This is a genomic window from Aeromicrobium sp., assembly GCF_023146395.1.
Taxonomy (GTDB): domain Bacteria; phylum Actinomycetota; class Actinomycetes; order Propionibacteriales; family Nocardioidaceae; genus Aeromicrobium.
This window is the reverse complement of record NZ_JAGLCD010000004.1, coordinates 341,539-357,441: the sequence shown is the minus strand read 5'-3', so window position 1 is coordinate 357,441 and position 15,903 is coordinate 341,539. Positions and strand designations below refer to the sequence as shown.

Below are 15,903 nucleotides of genomic sequence, written 5' to 3'. Positions count from 1 at the left end.
GGCCCCCTTCACTCAGCACCGATCGTGGCCAGGACCTGCTCGAGCTCGTCGGGCTTGATCAGCACGTCACGAGCCTTGGAGCCCTCGCTCGGGCCGACGATCCCACGGCTCTCCATGATGTCCATCAGACGTCCGGCCTTGGCAAAGCCCACGCGCAGCTTGCGCTGCAGCATCGAGGTCGACCCGAACTGCGTGTTCACGACGAGCTCGACGGCCTGCATCACGAGGTCGAGGTCGTCGCCGATGTCGTCGTCGAGCTCGCGCTTGCTCTGCTGGACCGCTGTCACGTCCTCACGGTACGCGGGCTCGAGCTGGGCCTTGCAGTGGTCGACGACCGCCACGATCTCCTGCTCGGTGATCCAGGCGCCCTGCATGCGCATGGCCTTGCTGTGCCCCATCGGCAGGAACAGGCCGTCGCCCTGGCCCACGAGCTTCTCGGCTCCGGGCTGGTCGAGGATCACGCGGCTGTCGCCGAGCGAGCTGGTCGCGAACGCCAGACGGCTGGGCACGTTGGCCTTGATCAGGCCGGTCACGACGTCGACCGAGGGCCGCTGCGTCGCGAGCACCAGGTGGATGCCGGCCGCGCGTGCCAGCTGGGTGATCCGGACGATCGAGTCCTCCACGTCGCGCGGGGCGACCATCATGAGGTCGGCGAGCTCGTCGACCACGACCAGGAGGTAGGGGTAGGGCGCCAGCACGCGCTCGCTGCCGGGCAGCGGCTGCACGGCACCGGAACGGACCGCCTTGTTGAAGTCGTCGATGTGCCGGAAGCCGTAGGCCGACAGGTCGTCGTAGCGCAGGTCCATCTCGCGCACGACCCACTGCAGCGCCTCGGCCGCCTTCTTCGGGTTGGTGATGATCGGGGTGATCAGGTGCGGGATGCCCTCGTAGGCCGTCAGCTCGACCCGCTTGGGGTCGACCAGGATCATCCGGACCTCGTCGGGCGTCGTGCGCATCAGGATCGAGCTGATCATCGAGTTCACGAAGCTCGACTTGCCCGAGCCGGTGGCGCCGGCCACGAGCAGGTGCGGCATCTTCGCGAGGTTGGCCACGACGTAGCCGCCCTCGACGTCCTTGCCCAGACCCACGACCATCGGGTGGTGGTCGCCGCGGGCCTTGGTCGAGCGCAGGACGTCGCCGAGGCTGACCATCTCCTTGTCGGCGTTCGGGATCTCGACGCCGATCGCGGACTTGCCGGGGATCGGGCTGAGGATGCGGACCTCGTTCGAGGCGACCGCGTAGGCGATGTTCTTGCCGAGCGCCGTGACCTTCTCGACCTTGACCGCGGGACCGAGCTCGACCTCGTACCGGGTCACGGTGGGGCCCCGGGTGTAGCCCGTGACCGTGGCGTCGATCTTGAACTGCTCCAGCACCTCGGTCAGCCGCTCCACCACGGCGTCGGACGCCTGGCTGCGCGCCTTGTGCGGCGTGCCCTCGCGCAGCACGGTGCTGTCCGGGAGGGAGTACAGGACGTCGCCGGCGAGCTCGAGCTGCTCGGCACGGGCCGGGAGCGGCTCCATCGGCACGTGTTCGGCCGGGCTCTCGTCGACGTCGTCGACGGGCGGGACGGGGCGCTTGACGCCGGGCGGGGGCGTGGGGGTCTCGTCGACCGCGTGGTCGTCCGGGTCCGCCACGATCGGGTCCTCGTAGGGCTCGTCGGCCTGGCGCTCGGTACGGGGGTGGCGCTTGGGGTCCTCGGCGGCGTCGACGGGATCAGGCGAGCGGCGGGCGACGCGGTCGCGCAGGGCCCGCACCCGCTCCGGGATCGCATGGATCGGCGTGTTGCTGAGGATCAGCACCCCGAAGGCCACGACGAGCACGAGCAGCGGAGCCACGACGTACGGGGTCTTCAGCAGGTCGATCAGGATCGCCGAGAACAGATAGCCGATCGCTCCCCCGGCGTCACGGACGGCGGCCATGTCGTTGGGCCGCGGCACGCCGTGGGCGACGTGCACGAGGCCCAGGACACCGCCGACGACGGCGGTCCAGGCGATGGCCTGGCGTCCGGCCGGGCCCTGCGCGTCGGGCCGGCGCAGGGTCCGCCACGCGATCACGACCAGCACGATCGGGACGGCGCCGGCGAGCACGCCGACACTTCCCTCGCAGATCTGGCGGACCCCCCGCCCGACGGGGCCGGGGATCTGCCACCAGGTCGCGGAGGCCGCCACGATCGCGAGTCCGAGCACGGCCAGGCCCACGCCGTCGCGCCGCTGAGCGGGGTCGAGGTCGCGAGCGCTGCTGCCGATCGAGCGCGCGATCGCGCCGACCGCGGCGGCCAGTCCGACCCAGATCGCCCGGAGGAGGCGCCCCAGGCCGGTCACGACGGCACCGAGACCGCCGCCGGAGGATCCGCCGCCCTTCGGGGCAGGCTTCTTGGCCGCCGGTCGGCGGTTCGCAGGGGCTCGGGCCGGGCCTCGCTTGCCGCTGGTGCGACTACGGGCCTGGGAACCGGACGGCCGCTTGCGCGGCGGGGAAGACGTTCGGGTCGCCATGGCGAAAGCCTAAAGGAAGACTCGAGCCTTTCTCAGGATTGACGCGGCGAACGGCCGCGTGGCGGCCTCGGTCGTGCCCTACCCGAGGGCGACGTGGTGCTCGCCGTCCTCACCCGTGACCCAGCCCGAGCGCGAACGGGCCCGGGCGAGCACGAGGCCCACGAGCCGCTGGTCCGGCGCCCCCGCGGGAACCAGCGGCGCCGTCACGACGTCCGCACCGCAGGCCAGCATCTCGTCGTGCGCGGCACCCGAGGTCAGGACGTACGAGCTGACGACGACGCGCTTGCCGTAGGCCCGCGCGATGTCGATCGCTTCGTCGAGCCCGGTGTCGAGCCCCGCCAGCGTGCCGATGTGCACCCGCCCACCCCAGACCGCGCTGAGCAGCCGAGCGGCCTTGCTGACGTCATCGACCGCCGCGGCGTCCGTGAGCGCCTCGGCCGCCAGCACGATGCTGTCGTCGGGGCGGGCGCCGGCCTCGATGAGGCGTTGCACGCCGATCTCGGCCAGCACCCAGTCCGGCCCGATCGGAGCGGTGACCGACACCGACGGGTCCAGACGGGCCGCGGCGATCATCGCCCGCAACGGCAAGGGATCGCGGGTCAGCAGCAGCGGGACGATCGCCCGCGGACCGGCCGTCGTGCGCACGACCTCGGCCAGGGCCGGCGACTGCTGGTCGACGTACCCGTCGGCGACGTCGAGACCGTGCGCCTCACGACGCACCGCGTTGACCAGTCGCGAGACGTTGGCCCGTCCCTCCGGGCTGTGCGTCCCGGCCGAACCGACGATCAGCACCCGGCTCACCACGGTGCCGCCCCCCACGCCTGTGCCACGTCCACCGCTTCAGGGTGAGCCGGTCGTGTTTCGACCCGGTTTCCCGATCGGGTCGAAGCCGTGACAATCGGCGGGTCAGGCCTCGATGACGATCGGCACGATCATCGGGCGACGGCGCAGCGTGCGCCCCGCGAACGAACCGAGGGTACGCCGCACGACCTGCTGGAGCTGGGCGGTGTCGCGGGTGCCGTCGGCGAGCGCGTCCTCCAGTGCACCGGCGATCTTGGGACGGACCGCGTCGAAGACGCTGTCGTCCTCGGCGATGCCGCGGGCGTGGATCTCCGGGCCGGAGACGATCTTGCCGGTCGAGGAGTCGATCACGACCACGACCGAGATGAAGCCCTCCTCGCCCAGCACCCGGCGATCCTTGAGGTCGGAGTCGGAGATGTCACCGATCGAGGAGCCGTCGACGTAGACGTACCCGCAGTCGAAGGCGCCCGTGATCGAGGCGTGGCCGTCGACGAGGTCGATGACGTAGCCGTCCTCGGCCAGCAGGACGTTGGGGACCCCGGTCTTGCGCGCCAGCGCCCCGTTGGCGTGCAGGTGCCGGATCTCGCCGTGCACGGGCATCACGTTGGTGGGCTGGACGATGTTGTAGCAGTACAGGAGCTCACCGGCCGAGGCGTGCCCCGAGACGTGCACGAGCGCGTTGCCCTTGTGCACGACGTTGGCGCCGAGCTTGGTCAGGCCGTCGATGACGCGCGAGATGGAGTTCTCGTTGCCGGGGATGACCGACGACGCCATGAGCACGGTGTCACCGGGCTCGAGCTCGACCTGCTGGTGGCTCTTGTTCGCCATGCGCGACAGGGCGGCCATGGGCTCGCCCTGGGAGCCGGTCGACATCAGCACCATCTTCTCCGGCGGCGCCGCGTCGATCTTGTCGACGACCACGCCGTCGGGCACGTGCAGGTAGCCGAGCTCGCGCGCGATCTGCATGTTCCGCACCATGGAGCGGCCGACGTAGGCGACCTTGCGGCCGTGCTTGGCCGCCATGTCGAGCACCTGCTGAACACGGTGCACGTGGGAGGCGAACGACGCCACGATGATGCGCTTCTCGCTCCGGGCGAACACGGCGTCGATCGCGGGCGTGATGTCGCGCTCCGGGGTCGTGAACCCCGGCACCTCGGCATTGGTCGAGTCGGTGAGGAACAGGTCGACGCCGGCCTCGCCGAGGCGGGCGAAGGCGCGCAGATCGGTGATGCGGCCGTCGAGCGGCAGCTGGTCCATCTTGAAGTCACCCGTGTGCAGCGCGACACCGGCCGGGGTCGTGATCGCGACGGCGAGCGCATCGGGGATCGAGTGGTTGACGGCCACGAACTCGGTCCCGAACGGGCCGAACTGCAGCGTGTCACCCTCCTGGACGACGTGCCGCGGCACCTCCTTCAGGCGGTGCTCCTTCAGCTTGGGGGCCACGAGGGCCAACGTGAGCTCCGAGCCCACGACCGGGATGTCGCCGCGCTCGCGCAGCAGGTACGGCACGGCGCCGATGTGGTCCTCGTGGCCGTGGGTCAGGACGATCGCGACGACGTCGTCGAGGCGGTGACGGATCGGCTGGAAGTCCGGCAGGATCAGGTCGACGCCCGGATGGTGCTCATCGGGGAACAGCACACCGCAGTCGACGATCAGCAGCTTGCCGCCGTACTCGAACACGGTCATGTTGCGACCGATCTCACCGAGACCGCCGAGCGCGAACACGCGCAGGGCTCCCTCAGGCAACGGCGGCGGGGTGGTCAGATCGAGGTGAAGATGGCTCATGCCGAAACCGCCTTCAAAAACGTGATGGTAGGCGGATTCGCCATGAGATCTCCTTCGTTTGTCGCTCGCTGGCGCTCGCTCATGCAGTGACTTTCTGGATGGCGGCGCGGATGATCGCGACCTGCTCGTCGGTGGCCTGCGACAGGGGCAGGCGCACCCGGGATGAACTGATGAGGCCCAGCTCGTGGGCGGCGACCTTGGCGGCGATGGCGCCCTGGGTCTGGCCCATGATCGCGGCGACAAGACCGATGAGGTCGCGGTCGATGCGTCGGGCGGTGGCCAGGTCACCGGCGTCGACCGCCTCGACCATGGCCTGGTACTGCGGTCCTGCCACATGCCCCACGACGCTGACGACACCGGCCGCCCCGACGGCGAGCCAGCCGAGGTTGAGGACGTCGTCGCCGGAGTAGAGGGCGAGGTCGGTGTTCTCCATGATCCAGGCTCCGCGGTGGAGGTCGCCGACGGCGTCCTTCATCGCGGTCACGGTGGGCCGGTCGTTCATCGCGAGGTACGTCTCGCGCGTGAGCTCGGTGCCGGTGCGCCCGGGGATGTCGTAGAGCATGATCGGGACGTCGCCGGCCGCCTTCGCCACCGCGTCGACGTGACCGATGATGCCGGCCTGCGGGGGTCGGGAGTAGTACGGCGTGACGAGCAGGAGGCCGTGCGCCCCGATGCGTGCCGCGGACTCCGCGAGCTCGACCGAGTGGCGCGTGTCGTTGGTGCCGACCCCTGCCACGACCGTGGCGCGGTCGCCGACGGCTTCGAGCACCGCCGCCAGCAGGCGACCGTCCTCCTCGCCCGTCGTGGTGGGCGACTCCCCCGTCGTGCCGGAGACGACGAGCCCGTCGTTGCCCGCGTCGACGAGGTGTGACGCGAGCTTTTGCGCGCTCTCGAGGTCCAGGGCACCGTCGGCGGTGAACGGGGTGACCATCGCGGTGAGCACGCGCCCGAAGGGCGCGCCGGCCGTGGCGAGCGGTGACGTCATGACGTCACCTGCCCCACACGACCACCTTCGCAGGTGACGACATGCCACGTGCCCGTGTCCACTCGCTGGCGCTCGCTCATGGTGCGAGGTTATCGCGGCACGTCGGTGGCCCTGCGGCCCGCACGCCCTCGGCCCGGCAGGATGGCGTCATGACCTACGAGCTCGATGCCGCCACCTGGTCCACCCCCGTCTCACCGGGCGTCCGCTCGGTCGAGCTGACGGCCGAGTGGAACACACCCGCTGGTACGGCCAATGGCGGCTACCTCCTGGCGATCCTCGTGCGCGCGGCGCTCGAGGAGTCCGACAAACCCGACCCCCTCTCGGTCGCGGTGACCTACCTCAAGCCGACCACGCCCGGTCCTGCCGTCGTGACCGTGACGCCGGTGCGGGAGGGCCGCCGGGTCTCGACGTTCACGGTCGTGCTGAGCCAGGGCGGCACGCCGATCACCCACGGCGTCGTCAGCCTGCACGACGCCGACCTGGCCGGTGCGAAGCAGCACCTGGACGAGGTCCCGCCCGCCTTGCCGGCGCCCGAGGACGGCGTCGACCCGATGGCGGGGTTCCCGCCCGAGCTGGTGCCGGCCGTCGCGCGTCGCTACACGACGCGGCACGCCACGGTGCCGGGCTGGCTCGCCGGCGCACCGTCCGGCGACCCGACGGCGCACTTCTGGATCCGGCCGGTCGACGGCCGGCCCGTCGATGCCTTCGCGGCCGGTGCGATCGTCGACGCCTACCCGCCGGTGCTCGCCGATCTCGGCGAGCTGGCCTCCTCGACGATCCAGCTGACGGTGCACTTCTGGCGCCGTTTCACGGCCGAGTGGGTCCAGATGGAGGTCGTCACCCACCGCACCGTCGACGGGTTCCACGACGAGGACGTCCGTCTGTGGGACCCGGAGGGTCGGATCGTGGCGACGAGCCGCCAGATCGCACTCCTGGCGTAGCCAGGACCGAGGGCAGAGCTGGCGTAGCCAGGACCGCGACGGAGCAACCGGCAGATTCAGGCGCGCTGGTAGGTGACGACGTCGAACTCGGCGTGGGGCTCCTGGGCCACCTCGACCCACGCCTCCCAGTCGATCTCGGGGAACCACGCATCACCCTCGGGCGCCTGGCGCACGCGGGTCACGATCATCGTGTCGACCAGGTCGCGCTCGAGCGCCTCGGCGTAGACCTGGGCACCGCCGACGAGCATCGGCTCCTCGCCCATCGCGGACGCGAGCGCGATCGCGTCGTCGAGCGAGTGCGCCACTTCCACGCCCTCGGCCGACCAGTCCTGCTGGCGGGTCACGACGATCGTCGTCCGGCCCGGCAGTGGGCGCCCGATCGACTCGAACGTCGTGCGTCCCATGATCATGGGGTGCCCGAGCGTCACCCGCTTGAAGTGCGCGAGGTCCTCGGGCAGGTGCCACGGCAGCGTGCCACCGGCGCCGATGACGCGGTTCGAGCCCATCGCCACCACGAGGGTGAGCGTCATATGGCGATCGGGGCCTTGATCAGCGGGTGCGGGTCGTAGCCGGTGACCTTGATCGCGTCGAAGCCGAATCCGTCGATGTCGGTGACCGACGGGTCGAGCCACAGCTCCGGAAGCGGCCTGGGCTCCCGGATCAGCTGCAGACGCGCCTGGTCGAGATGGTTCAGGTAGAGGTGGGCGTCCCCGAGCGTGTGGACGAAGTCGCCCACCTCGAGACCCGCGACCTGCGCGACCATGTGCGTCAGCAGCGCGTAGGAGGCGATGTTGAACGGGACGCCGAGGAAGACGTCGGCCGATCGCTGGTAGAGCTGGCAGCTCAGGCGACCCGGGCCGCCTGCCTGCGGGGCGACGTAGAACTGGAAGAACGCGTGGCACGGCGCGAGGGCCATCGCGTCGAGGTCGGCGACGTTCCAGGCGCTGACGATGTGCCGGCGCGAGTTCGGGTCGGTCTTGAGGGCCTCGACCACGTCGCGCAGCTGGTCGATCGTGTCGCCCGACGGGGTCGGCCAGGACCTCCACTGGTGCCCGTAGACGGGGCCGAGCTCACCGTCGGCGTCGGCCCACTCGTCCCAGATCGAGATGCCGTTCTCCTGCAGCCAGCGCACGTTGGTCTCACCGGAGACGAACCAGAGCAGCTCGCCCACGACCGACTTGAGGTGGATCTTCTTGGTCGTGACGAGCGGGAAGCCCTCCTGCAGGTCGAAGCGCATCTGGTGGCCGAACACGCTCCGCGTCCCGGTGCCCGTGCGGTCACCCTTCTCGATGCCGTCGTCGAGGATCCGCTGCACGAGATCGAGGTACTGCTGCATGCCCCGAGGCTACCGAACCGGGCCCGGCACCGGTGGGAAGCCGGACCGCGCTGTGCGAGAATCCGGCCATGGCACAGAACGAGTACGACGCCACGCCCCGGGAGCTGCGGAACTTCGCGCTCCTGCAGATCGTGCTGACGGCCGCGTTCCTCGCCGCCCTGTTCTGGATGCTGGGCGGCACCGACGCCGATCGCCCGCACTGGGCCGTCTGGGTCGGCCTGCTCGCCGCGGTCGCGATCGGCGGCTTGCTGGCCGACCGTGTCTGGCTCTCGGCCGCACCGCTCGATCCGGCCACCGACCCCGAGGAGAACCGCAGCGCCGCCGTCGGGGTCTATGCGGCCCAGACGGTCCGCAAGCTCATCCTGTGCGAGGCCCCCCTTCTGCTCGCCGTGCTCGTGGCGTTCGTGACCGACTCGGGCGGCTGGCCCATCGCCATCGCCGGCCTCCCCGGCCTCATCGTCATGGCCTTCGAGGTCTGGCCCTCGCTGCGCAACGTCTCCATGACCGCGACGATGCTCGACGCGAACGGTGCCGAGTCGGACCTCATCGACTCGTTCGTGTGAGCGGGGCATCGGCCGCCGGGTCCGGGGACGCCGTTCGCCTGGCCTGGCCGGACGACGCCACGACCATCGCGGCGCTCCAGCGCGAGGCCTGGCTGGCCGACTGGCTCGAGCTCGACCAGCTCGGGGCCGCCTTCGGTGACCTCGACGAGCACGCCGGCCGCTGGCGCAGCACCCTCACGCACTCCCCCGAGGCCCGCTTCCGGGTCCTGGTGGCCACCAGCGACGACGTCGTGGTCGGGTACGTCGTGGTGCATCCCGGCACCGATCCCGACGCCGACCCGGTCCGCGACGCCGAGATGGGCGATCTCGCGGTGCTCCCGTCTGCGCGGCGTGCCGGACACGGCACGCGCCTGGTGCAGGCGGCGGTCGACACCACGGCGGCCGACCGGTTCGTGTACCTGCGCACGTGGGTCGCGGCCGGCGACGACGGCGCGCGGCTGCTCCTGACGTCCGGCGGGTGGTCCTCCGACGGCGCGTACCGCGAGCTCGAGGCGCCCGACGGCCGCCGGGTCAAGCAGGTTCGCCTGCACACCGCCGTGGCATGACCGACGCGCAGAACCACGACGCCGACCCCGACCCCGACGCCGACCGGGCCGTCATCCGGGACGCCCTCGGCGTGGGGATCGGCGTGGGCCTGTACGGCGTCACGTTCGGAGCCCTCGGACCAGCGGCCGGCCTGAGCGTGTGGCAGACGTGTGCCCTGTCGCTCCTGGCCTTCACGGGCGCCTCGCAGTTCGCCTTCGTCGGCGTCGTGGCCTCGGGGGGATCCCCCGTCGCCGGCGCGCTCACCTCGGTGCTGCTCGGGGGCCGCAACGTGTTCTACGGCATCAGCATGGCCTCACACCTGCAGGTCCGCGGGTGGCGGCGGTGGGCCGCCGCACACCTCGTGATCGACGAGTCGACCGCGATGGGCGTCACCCGCCCGACCTCCCACCAGGCCCGCCTGGGCTTCTACTGGACCGGCATCACGATCTTCCTGATCTGGAACCTCACGACCGCCGCAGGCGCGATCGCCGGGGACGCGATCGGCGACCCCGAGGCGATCGGCCTCGACGGCGCCGTCGCCGCCGCGTTCCTGGGGCTGCTGTGGCCGCGCCTGGACTCCGCCGTGCCCCGAGCCGTGGCCGTCACGGGCGTCGTGCTGGCCCTGCTCCTCGTCCCGTTCACCGCACCGGGGGTGCCGATCATCCTCGGCGGGCTCTCGGCCGTCGCCCTCGGCCTCGTCTGGGGTGGTCGGAGATGACCGAGCGGCAGCGAGGGAACCATGAGCACGTCATCGCGACGCCGCCGTACTGTGCCGTTCCCACGGCGGTGGCGCAATGACCGAGCGGCAGCGAGGGAACCATGAGCACGTCATCGCGACGCCACCGTACTGTGCCTTTCCCACGGCGGTGGCGCAATGACCGAGCGGCAGCGAGGGAACCATGAGCACGTCATCGCGACGCCGCCGTACTGTGCCGTTCCCACGGCGGTGGCGCGATGACTGATCTCTGGTGGGGCGTGCTCGCGGTGTGCGTCGGTTGCTACGCGCTGAAGCTCGCGGGCCTGTCGGTTCCGCCGGCGGTGCTCGAGCACCGCCTGACGGTGCGCGCCACGGCCCTGATCCCGGTCGGCCTGCTCGCCGCCCTGGTGGCCGTGCAGGCCGCCGCGGGTGACCGCGAGGTCGTCGTGGACGCCCGCCTGGCCGGCGTGGCGACCGCCGTGGCCTGCCTGCTGGCCCGGGTGCCGTTCCTGCCGATGCTCGTGCTCGCCGCGGCGGCCACGGCTCTCGTGCGTCTGGTCTAGAGTCCGAGGGCCGCGTCGAGGCCGACCGTGACGCCGGCGTTCGACGGCGCCCACCGCAGCGCGCTCAGGACTCCGGGCATGAACGACTCCCGCGTCGAGGAGTCGTGGCGCAGGTTCAGGATCTCGCCGGTGCCGCCGAGGATGACCTCCTGCGAGGCCACGAAGCCCCGCGCGCGCACGGCGTGCACCGGGACGCCGGCGACGGTCGCGCCGCGCGCCCCGTCGGGGTCGGTTGTGGTGGCGTCCGGCAGGGGGTCGGAGCCGGCTGCCTCCCGCGCCTGCGCGATCAGCTCGGCGGTGCGGGTCGCCGTGCCCGAGGGCGCGTCGATCTTGTCGGGGTGGTGCATCTCGATGACCTCGACCGACTCGAAGAACGGCGCTGCCACGGCCGCGAACTTCATCATCAGGACCGCGCCGATCGAGAAGTTCGGCACCACGAGGATCCCGATGCCCGGGTGCTCAGCGCTGATCGCCTGCACCTCGGCCATCGTCTCGTCGCCGAATCCCGAGGTGCCGACCACGACGTGCACGCCGTGCTCGACGCACCAGCGGACGTGGTCGAGTGCGACGTCGGGGGTCGAGAACACCAGGGCGACGTGGGCCGCCTCCTCGGTGATCGTGGCCAGGTCGTCGCCGACGTCGATCGTCGCGACGACCTCCAGGTCGTCGCTGGCGTCGATCGCCTGCACCGAGGTCGAGCCCATGCGTCCGTTCGCGCCGATCACGGCCACTCGCGTCATGGTCATCAGCCTAGTGACCCGGCACCGGAGGTCACCTCGTGGCGTCGACGATGAACGAACGGTCGAGCGCGAGGAGCCGTCGATCAGCGGTGAGGAACAGCAGTCCCTCGGCGGCAGACTGCGCCACGAGGGCACGATCGAACGGGTCGTGGCCGTCGAGCTCGGGAAACGCCCGCATCGCGTCGGCGTGCTCCGCGACGAACGGCAGCTGCCGCAGCCCCACCTCGTCGAGTCGCTCGACCAGGTCGGCCGGGACCCGGAGCTTCCCGCTGATGTGCTTGATCTGCATCTCCAGATGGCTCACGGACGAGTAGTGCACCGGATGGTGCGACCCGATCAGCTCGACCGCTCCCGGTCCTGCTTTCGACTCCCCGTGCACGAGCCAGATGATCAGGCTGGTGTCGAGCAGGATCACTGCACACCAAGGTCGTCGTCGAACATCGCCCGGACCTGCGCGTCCGCCTCCTCCGTGAAGGCCTGCTCCCAGTCGTCGCCGAACAGTCCCGGCATCGACCCGAACAGCGGTTTGCGCGGGTGGACCGAGCGCCACTCCATGATCGGCGTGCCGGCTCGCGCCACGATGACGGTCTCGCCCTCCTCGACGGCGCGGGCGAGGCGGGACATCTGCGTCTTCGCCTCGTGGATGTTGACCGTGATCGGCATGAGGCCAGGTTAGTCCAGTGGACCAACCTGGTCCAGCACCTCGGCGAGCATTGAGAGGCCATCGACGAGCTCGGTGAAGCTGGTCGTGAGCGGCGCGAGTCCGAGTCGCACCAGGTCGGGCTCCCGGAAGTCCGGGATGACGCCTCGCTCAGTGAGTCGCTCGGCGATGGCGCGAGCGTCAGCCAGGCGCACCGTCACGTGACTCCCCCGACGCGCCGGGTCGCGCGGCGTGACGACCTCCAGGCCCAGCGCGTCGAGCATCTCGATGCAGAACGACGTCAGCGCCTCGGACTTCACGCGTGCGGCCGCCACACCTGCCTCGGCGGCCAGGGCCACTCCCTCGCGCACCGCGAGAAGCCCGGCGACAGGAGGGGTCCCGGTCAGCATCCGGCGGATCCCCGCCGCGGGCCGGTACTCGTCGGCCATCGCGAAGAGGTCGTCGGCGCTCCACCACCCAGGCAGCGGCTGCTCGAGACGCGCGTGGTGACGGGCGGCGGCGTAGAGGAACGCGGGTGAGCCGGGACCGCCGTTGAGGTACTTGTAGGTGCAGCCCACGGCAAGGTCGGCCCCCGAGGCATCGAGGTCGATCGGCACGACGCCCGCGGAGTGGCACAGGTCCCAGACCACGACGGCTCCGTCCGCGTGCGCTCGAGCCGTGAGGCCGGGCAGGTCGAGCAGCGCACCCGTGCGGTAGTCCACGTGGCTGACCAGGACCACCGCCGTGCGCTCGTCGATCGCTGTCCCCAGGTCGTCGACCTCGACGATCGCGAGCCCGCGGTCCGCCGCGACGCGACGCGCCAGGTACCGGTCGGTCGGGAAGTCCGCGGCGCTGACGACCAGCCGGTCGCGCCCCGGCGCGAGCGAGACGGCCGCGTGCAGCGCCTTCGCCAGGCACACCGACGTCGAGTCGGCCACGACGGTCTGGCCCGGCGCAGCCCCGAGCAGCGCGCCGACCTCGTCGCCCACCGTGACCGGGAGGTCGACCCACCCCTCGGACCACCCCCGGATCAGGCGACCGCCCCACTCCTCACGCACGAACCGCGCCAGGCGCTCCTGCGTCCGGCGCGGAAGGCGCCCCAGCGAGTTGCCGTCGAGGTAGGCGACGACGTCGGGGTCCAGGACGAACGCGGAGCGGAAGCCCGCCAGAGGATCGCTCGCGTCGAGGGCCGCAGCCCGCTCCCGGAAGGAGTGGAAGTCAGTCATGGTCGGGCGATCGTCGCACACCCCGGACGCACCGGACCCCGGCTCCCACGAGAGGGGAACCGGGGTCCGGTGATGGTGCTGGGTCGATCAGGCCTCGGAGGGGGCCTCGTCGGCCGCGGGGGCGTCAGCGGCCCACGGCTCATCGTCGGACTTCTCCACGACCGGGATCAGCGACAGCTTGCCGCGGTCACCGATCTCGGCGATCTCGACCTGAATCTTCTGACCGACGCTGAGCAGGTCGTCGACGTTGTTCACGCGCTGGCCGCCGTTGAGGTCGCGCAGCTTGCTGATGTGCAGCAGCCCGTCCTTGCCCGGCAGCAGCGAGATGAACGCGCCGAAGTCAACCGTCTTGACGACCGTGCCGAGGTAGCGCTCGCCGACCTCGGGCATCGTCGGGTTCGCGATCGAGTTGATCGCGGACCGGGCGGCCTCGGCGGCGTCGCCGTTGTCGGCGCCCACGAAGACCGTGCCGTCGTCGTCGATCGAGATCTTGGCGCCGGTGTCGTCCTGGATCTGGTTGATCATCTTGCCCTTGGGGCCGATGACCTCACCGATCTTGTCGACGGGGATCTTGATCGTGATGATCCGCGGGGCGTAGGGGCTCATCTCGTCGGGCTCGTCGATGGCCTCGGCCATGACGTCGAGAATCGTGAACCGGGCGTCGCGCGCCTGGGTCAGCGCACCGGCGAGCACGTCGGCGGGGATGCCGTCGAGCTTGGTGTCGAGCTGCAGGGCGGTGACGAACTCCCGCGTGCCGGCGACCTTGAAGTCCATGTCGCCGAAGGCGTCCTCGGCTCCCAGGATGTCGGTCAGCGTGACGTACTCGGTCTTGCCGTCGACCTCACCGGAGATGAGACCCATCGCGATGCCGGCGACCGGGGCGCGCAGCGGCACACCGGCGTTGAGCAGGCCGAGCGTCGAGGCGCAGACCGAACCCATCGACGTGGAGCCGTTGGAGCTCAGCGCCTCGGAGACCTGACGGATCGCGTACGGGAACTCCTCGCGCGGCGGCAGCACCGGCAGCAGCGCACGGCCGGCGAGCGCGCCGTGGCCGATCTCGCGACGCTTGGGCGAGCCCACGCGACCGGTCTCACCGGTCGAGAACGGCGGGAAGTTGTAGTTGTGCAGGTAGCGACGCTTCGTCTCGGGGCTCAGCGTGTCGAGCTTCTGCTCCATGTCGAGCATGTTCAGCGTCGTGACACCCAGGATCTGGGTCTCGCCGCGCTGGAACAGCGCCGAGCCGTGGACGCGCGGGATGACGCCGACCTCGGCCGACAGCTCGCGGATGTCGGCCAGGCCACGGCCGTCGATGCGGACCTTGTCGCGCAGGACGCGCTCACGGATGACCGACTTGAGGACGGAGCGGACGGCGGCGCCGAGCTCCTTCTCGCGACCCTCGAACTGCGCACCGAGCTGCTCGAGCACGTCGGCCTTGATCTCGGCCTCGCGCTCCTCGCGGTCGGCCTTGACGGCGATGCGGGCGGCCTCGGCCAACGGGGCCTTGGCGATGGCCTCGACGGCCTCGAAGGCGTCGTCCTCGTAGTCGAGGAAGACCGGGAAGTCGCGGACCGGCTTGGCGGCGGTCGAGGCGAGCTCGGCCTGGGCCTCGCACAGCTGCTTGATGACGCCCTTGGCGGCCTCGAGGCCCTCGGCGACGATCTCCTCGGTCGGGGCCTGGACGCCCGACTGGACGAGCTCCCAGGTGACCTCGGTCGACTCGGCCTCGACCATCATGATCGCGACGTCGTCACCGGCGATGCGGCCCGCGACGACCATGTCGAAGACGGCGTCCTCGAGCTGGCTGTGGCTGGGGAACGCGACCCACTGGCCGTCGATCAGCGCGACGCGGGTGGCGCCGACCGGGCCGGTGAACGGCAGGCCGGAGATCTGCGTCGACGCCGAGGCGGCGTTGATCGCGAGGACGTCGTACGGGGCGTCCGGGTTGAGCGCCAGGACCGTGATGACGACCTGGACCTCGTTGCGCAGACCCTTCTTGAAGGTCGGGCGCAGCGGACGGTCGATCAGACGGCACGTGAGGATCGCGTCCTCGGACGGGCGGCCCTCGCGGCGGAAGAACGACCCCGGGATGCGACCGGCGGCGTACATCCGCTCCTCGACGTCGATCGTGAGGGGGAAGAAGTCGAAGTGGTCCTTGGGGTGCTTGCCGGCCGTGGTGGCCGACAGCAGCATGGTGTCGTCGTCGAGGAACGCCGACACGGCGCCCGCGGCCTGCTGGGCCAGCTGGCCCGTCTCGAAGCGGACCGTGCGGGTGCCGAAGCGACCGTTGTCGATCACGGTCTCGACAGTGTGGATGGAATCCGTCATGGATGTCCCTTCCGTGGGCAGAGCCCACTGATGACATGGGCGCGAAGGCCCAGAGTGGAGGACGGGGCACAGGCCTGGACCGACACGTCGCGCCGGGCGCCGACCTCGGTGAGGTGCGGCGCGGCGCGAGCGGTGTGTCGGGAGGCCGGGATGGGCCCGGGGTGTTCCGGTCTTCGATCGAGGCCCGCGGAGCGACGACGTGGTGTCGACCTGCTCCGAGAGCCACTACCGAGGACCGAACGGCTGGCCTGTTCCTCGCCCGTGGTTGTGCGTGATTCAGTTGT

16 protein-coding genes are annotated in these 15,903 nt (G+C 71.0%); 5 read left to right on the top strand and 11 right to left on the bottom strand.

The window, feature by feature from the left end; translation table 11 throughout:
• Positions 1-8: 8 nt before the first annotated feature.
• From KAG51_RS03730 to dapA, 4 genes are all read right to left on the bottom strand, one after another.
• Positions 9-2,492: a DNA translocase FtsK gene (locus tag KAG51_RS03730; RefSeq protein WP_290580755.1), complete on the bottom strand. Its 2,484-nt coding sequence runs from the start codon at positions 2,490-2,492 to the stop codon at positions 9-11.
• A 78-nt stretch (positions 2,493-2,570) separates the two neighbouring features.
• Positions 2,571-3,284, bottom strand: a complete 714-nt coding sequence (locus KAG51_RS03725; RefSeq protein ID WP_290580753.1) for a hypothetical protein — start codon at positions 3,282-3,284, stop codon at positions 2,571-2,573.
• A gap of 114 nt (positions 3,285-3,398) precedes the next feature.
• Positions 3,399-5,078, bottom strand: coding sequence for a ribonuclease J (locus KAG51_RS03720; protein WP_290580751.1), 1,680 nt, complete (start codon positions 5,076-5,078; stop codon positions 3,399-3,401).
• Between the two features lie 79 nt (positions 5,079-5,157).
• Complete coding sequence (dapA, locus tag KAG51_RS03715; RefSeq protein ID WP_290580749.1) at positions 5,158-6,063, bottom strand: 4-hydroxy-tetrahydrodipicolinate synthase; 906 nt, start codon at positions 6,061-6,063, stop codon at positions 5,158-5,160.
• Positions 6,064-6,212: 149 nt separating this feature from the next.
• Between dapA and KAG51_RS03710 the strand changes: the two genes are divergently transcribed.
• Positions 6,213-7,004, top strand: coding sequence for a thioesterase family protein (locus KAG51_RS03710; RefSeq protein ID WP_290580747.1), 792 nt, complete (start codon positions 6,213-6,215; stop codon positions 7,002-7,004).
• Between the two features lie 56 nt (positions 7,005-7,060).
• On the opposite strand, the gene KAG51_RS03705 is transcribed toward KAG51_RS03710, so the two are convergent.
• Both KAG51_RS03705 and KAG51_RS03700 read right to left on the bottom strand, forming a co-directional pair.
• Entirely contained in the window at positions 7,061-7,534 is a 474-nt protein-coding gene (locus KAG51_RS03705) for a dihydrofolate reductase (RefSeq protein WP_290580745.1), read from the bottom strand.
• Entirely contained in the window at positions 7,531-8,340 is an 810-nt protein-coding gene (locus KAG51_RS03700) for a thymidylate synthase (RefSeq protein WP_290580743.1), read from the bottom strand. Before KAG51_RS03700 ends, KAG51_RS03705 begins: the two co-directional genes overlap by 4 nt.
• A gap of 68 nt (positions 8,341-8,408) precedes the next feature.
• Here KAG51_RS03700 and KAG51_RS03695 point away from each other — a divergent pair, with 68 nt between their 5' ends.
• The 4 genes from KAG51_RS03695 to KAG51_RS03680 all read left to right on the top strand — a co-directional run bounded on the left by KAG51_RS03695 (position 8,409) and on the right by KAG51_RS03680 (position 10,688).
• Positions 8,409-8,903, top strand: coding sequence for a hypothetical protein (locus KAG51_RS03695; protein WP_290580741.1), 495 nt, complete (start codon positions 8,409-8,411; stop codon positions 8,901-8,903).
• The gene (locus tag KAG51_RS03690) at positions 8,900-9,448 is read left to right on the top strand and encodes a GNAT family N-acetyltransferase (protein WP_290580739.1); all 549 of its coding nucleotides are present in this window, start codon (positions 8,900-8,902) and stop codon (positions 9,446-9,448) included. Before KAG51_RS03695 ends, KAG51_RS03690 begins: the two co-directional genes overlap by 4 nt.
• On the top strand, positions 9,445-10,146 hold the full coding sequence (locus KAG51_RS03685) for an AzlC family ABC transporter permease (protein ID WP_290580737.1): 702 nt from the start codon (positions 9,445-9,447) through the stop codon (positions 10,144-10,146). The genes KAG51_RS03690 and KAG51_RS03685 overlap by 4 nt, the downstream gene beginning before the upstream one ends.
• 236 nt (positions 10,147-10,382) lie before the next feature.
• Positions 10,383-10,688, top strand: a complete 306-nt coding sequence (locus KAG51_RS03680) for an AzlD domain-containing protein (protein WP_290580735.1) — start codon at positions 10,383-10,385, stop codon at positions 10,686-10,688.
• Here KAG51_RS03680 and dapB read toward each other — a convergent pair.
• The 5 genes from dapB to KAG51_RS03655 all read right to left on the bottom strand — a co-directional run bounded on the left by dapB (position 10,685) and on the right by KAG51_RS03655 (position 15,619).
• Positions 10,685-11,428 (bottom strand): 4-hydroxy-tetrahydrodipicolinate reductase, encoded by a 744-nt coding sequence (gene dapB, locus KAG51_RS03675; protein WP_290580733.1) that lies wholly within the window; start codon positions 11,426-11,428, stop codon positions 10,685-10,687. The genes KAG51_RS03680 and dapB overlap by 4 nt on opposite strands.
• 31 nt (positions 11,429-11,459) lie before the next feature.
• On the bottom strand, positions 11,460-11,843 hold the full coding sequence (locus KAG51_RS03670; protein WP_290580731.1) for a type II toxin-antitoxin system VapC family toxin: 384 nt from the start codon (positions 11,841-11,843) through the stop codon (positions 11,460-11,462).
• Positions 11,840-12,091, bottom strand: a complete 252-nt coding sequence (locus KAG51_RS03665) for a hypothetical protein (protein ID WP_290580729.1) — start codon at positions 12,089-12,091, stop codon at positions 11,840-11,842. Before KAG51_RS03665 ends, KAG51_RS03670 begins: the two co-directional genes overlap by 4 nt.
• Before the next feature lie 9 nt (positions 12,092-12,100).
• Positions 12,101-13,294, bottom strand: a complete 1,194-nt coding sequence (locus tag KAG51_RS03660; RefSeq protein ID WP_290580727.1) for an aminotransferase class V-fold PLP-dependent enzyme — start codon at positions 13,292-13,294, stop codon at positions 12,101-12,103.
• A gap of 87 nt (positions 13,295-13,381) precedes the next feature.
• Positions 13,382-15,619 carry a polyribonucleotide nucleotidyltransferase gene (locus KAG51_RS03655; RefSeq protein WP_290580725.1) on the bottom strand — a complete coding sequence of 746 codons (2,238 nt, stop codon included), beginning with the start codon at positions 15,617-15,619 and terminating at the stop codon, positions 13,382-13,384.
• Positions 15,620-15,903 lie beyond the last annotated feature (284 nt).

What these genes read in the sequence shown, in the direction of transcription:
- KAG51_RS03720 (WP_290580751.1), bottom strand. Translation starts at nt 5,078, where the DNA reads ATGAGCCATCTTCACCTCGATCTGACCACCCCGCCGCCGTTGCCTGAG.
- KAG51_RS03730 (WP_290580755.1), bottom strand. Translation starts at nt 2,492, where the DNA reads ATGGCGACCCGAACGTCTTCCCCGCCGCGCAAGCGGCCGTCCGGTTCC.
- KAG51_RS03665 (WP_290580729.1), bottom strand. Translation starts at nt 12,091, where the DNA reads ATGCCGATCACGGTCAACATCCACGAGGCGAAGACGCAGATGTCCCGC.
- dapA (WP_290580749.1), bottom strand. Translation starts at nt 6,063, where the DNA reads ATGACGTCACCGCTCGCCACGGCCGGCGCGCCCTTCGGGCGCGTGCTC.
- dapB (WP_290580733.1), bottom strand. Translation starts at nt 11,428, where the DNA reads ATGACGCGAGTGGCCGTGATCGGCGCGAACGGACGCATGGGCTCGACC.
- KAG51_RS03700 (WP_290580743.1), bottom strand. Translation starts at nt 8,340, where the DNA reads ATGCAGCAGTACCTCGATCTCGTGCAGCGGATCCTCGACGACGGCATC.
- KAG51_RS03705 (WP_290580745.1), bottom strand. Translation starts at nt 7,534, where the DNA reads ATGACGCTCACCCTCGTGGTGGCGATGGGCTCGAACCGCGTCATCGGC.
- KAG51_RS03655 (WP_290580725.1), bottom strand. Translation starts at nt 15,619, where the DNA reads ATGACGGATTCCATCCACACTGTCGAGACCGTGATCGACAACGGTCGC.
- KAG51_RS03695 (WP_290580741.1), top strand. Translation starts at nt 8,409, where the DNA reads ATGGCACAGAACGAGTACGACGCCACGCCCCGGGAGCTGCGGAACTTC.
- KAG51_RS03680 (WP_290580735.1), top strand. Translation starts at nt 10,383, where the DNA reads ATGACTGATCTCTGGTGGGGCGTGCTCGCGGTGTGCGTCGGTTGCTAC.
- KAG51_RS03710 (WP_290580747.1), top strand. Translation starts at nt 6,213, where the DNA reads ATGACCTACGAGCTCGATGCCGCCACCTGGTCCACCCCCGTCTCACCG.
- KAG51_RS03685 (WP_290580737.1), top strand. Translation starts at nt 9,445, where the DNA reads ATGACCGACGCGCAGAACCACGACGCCGACCCCGACCCCGACGCCGAC.
- KAG51_RS03660 (WP_290580727.1), bottom strand. Translation starts at nt 13,294, where the DNA reads ATGACTGACTTCCACTCCTTCCGGGAGCGGGCTGCGGCCCTCGACGCG.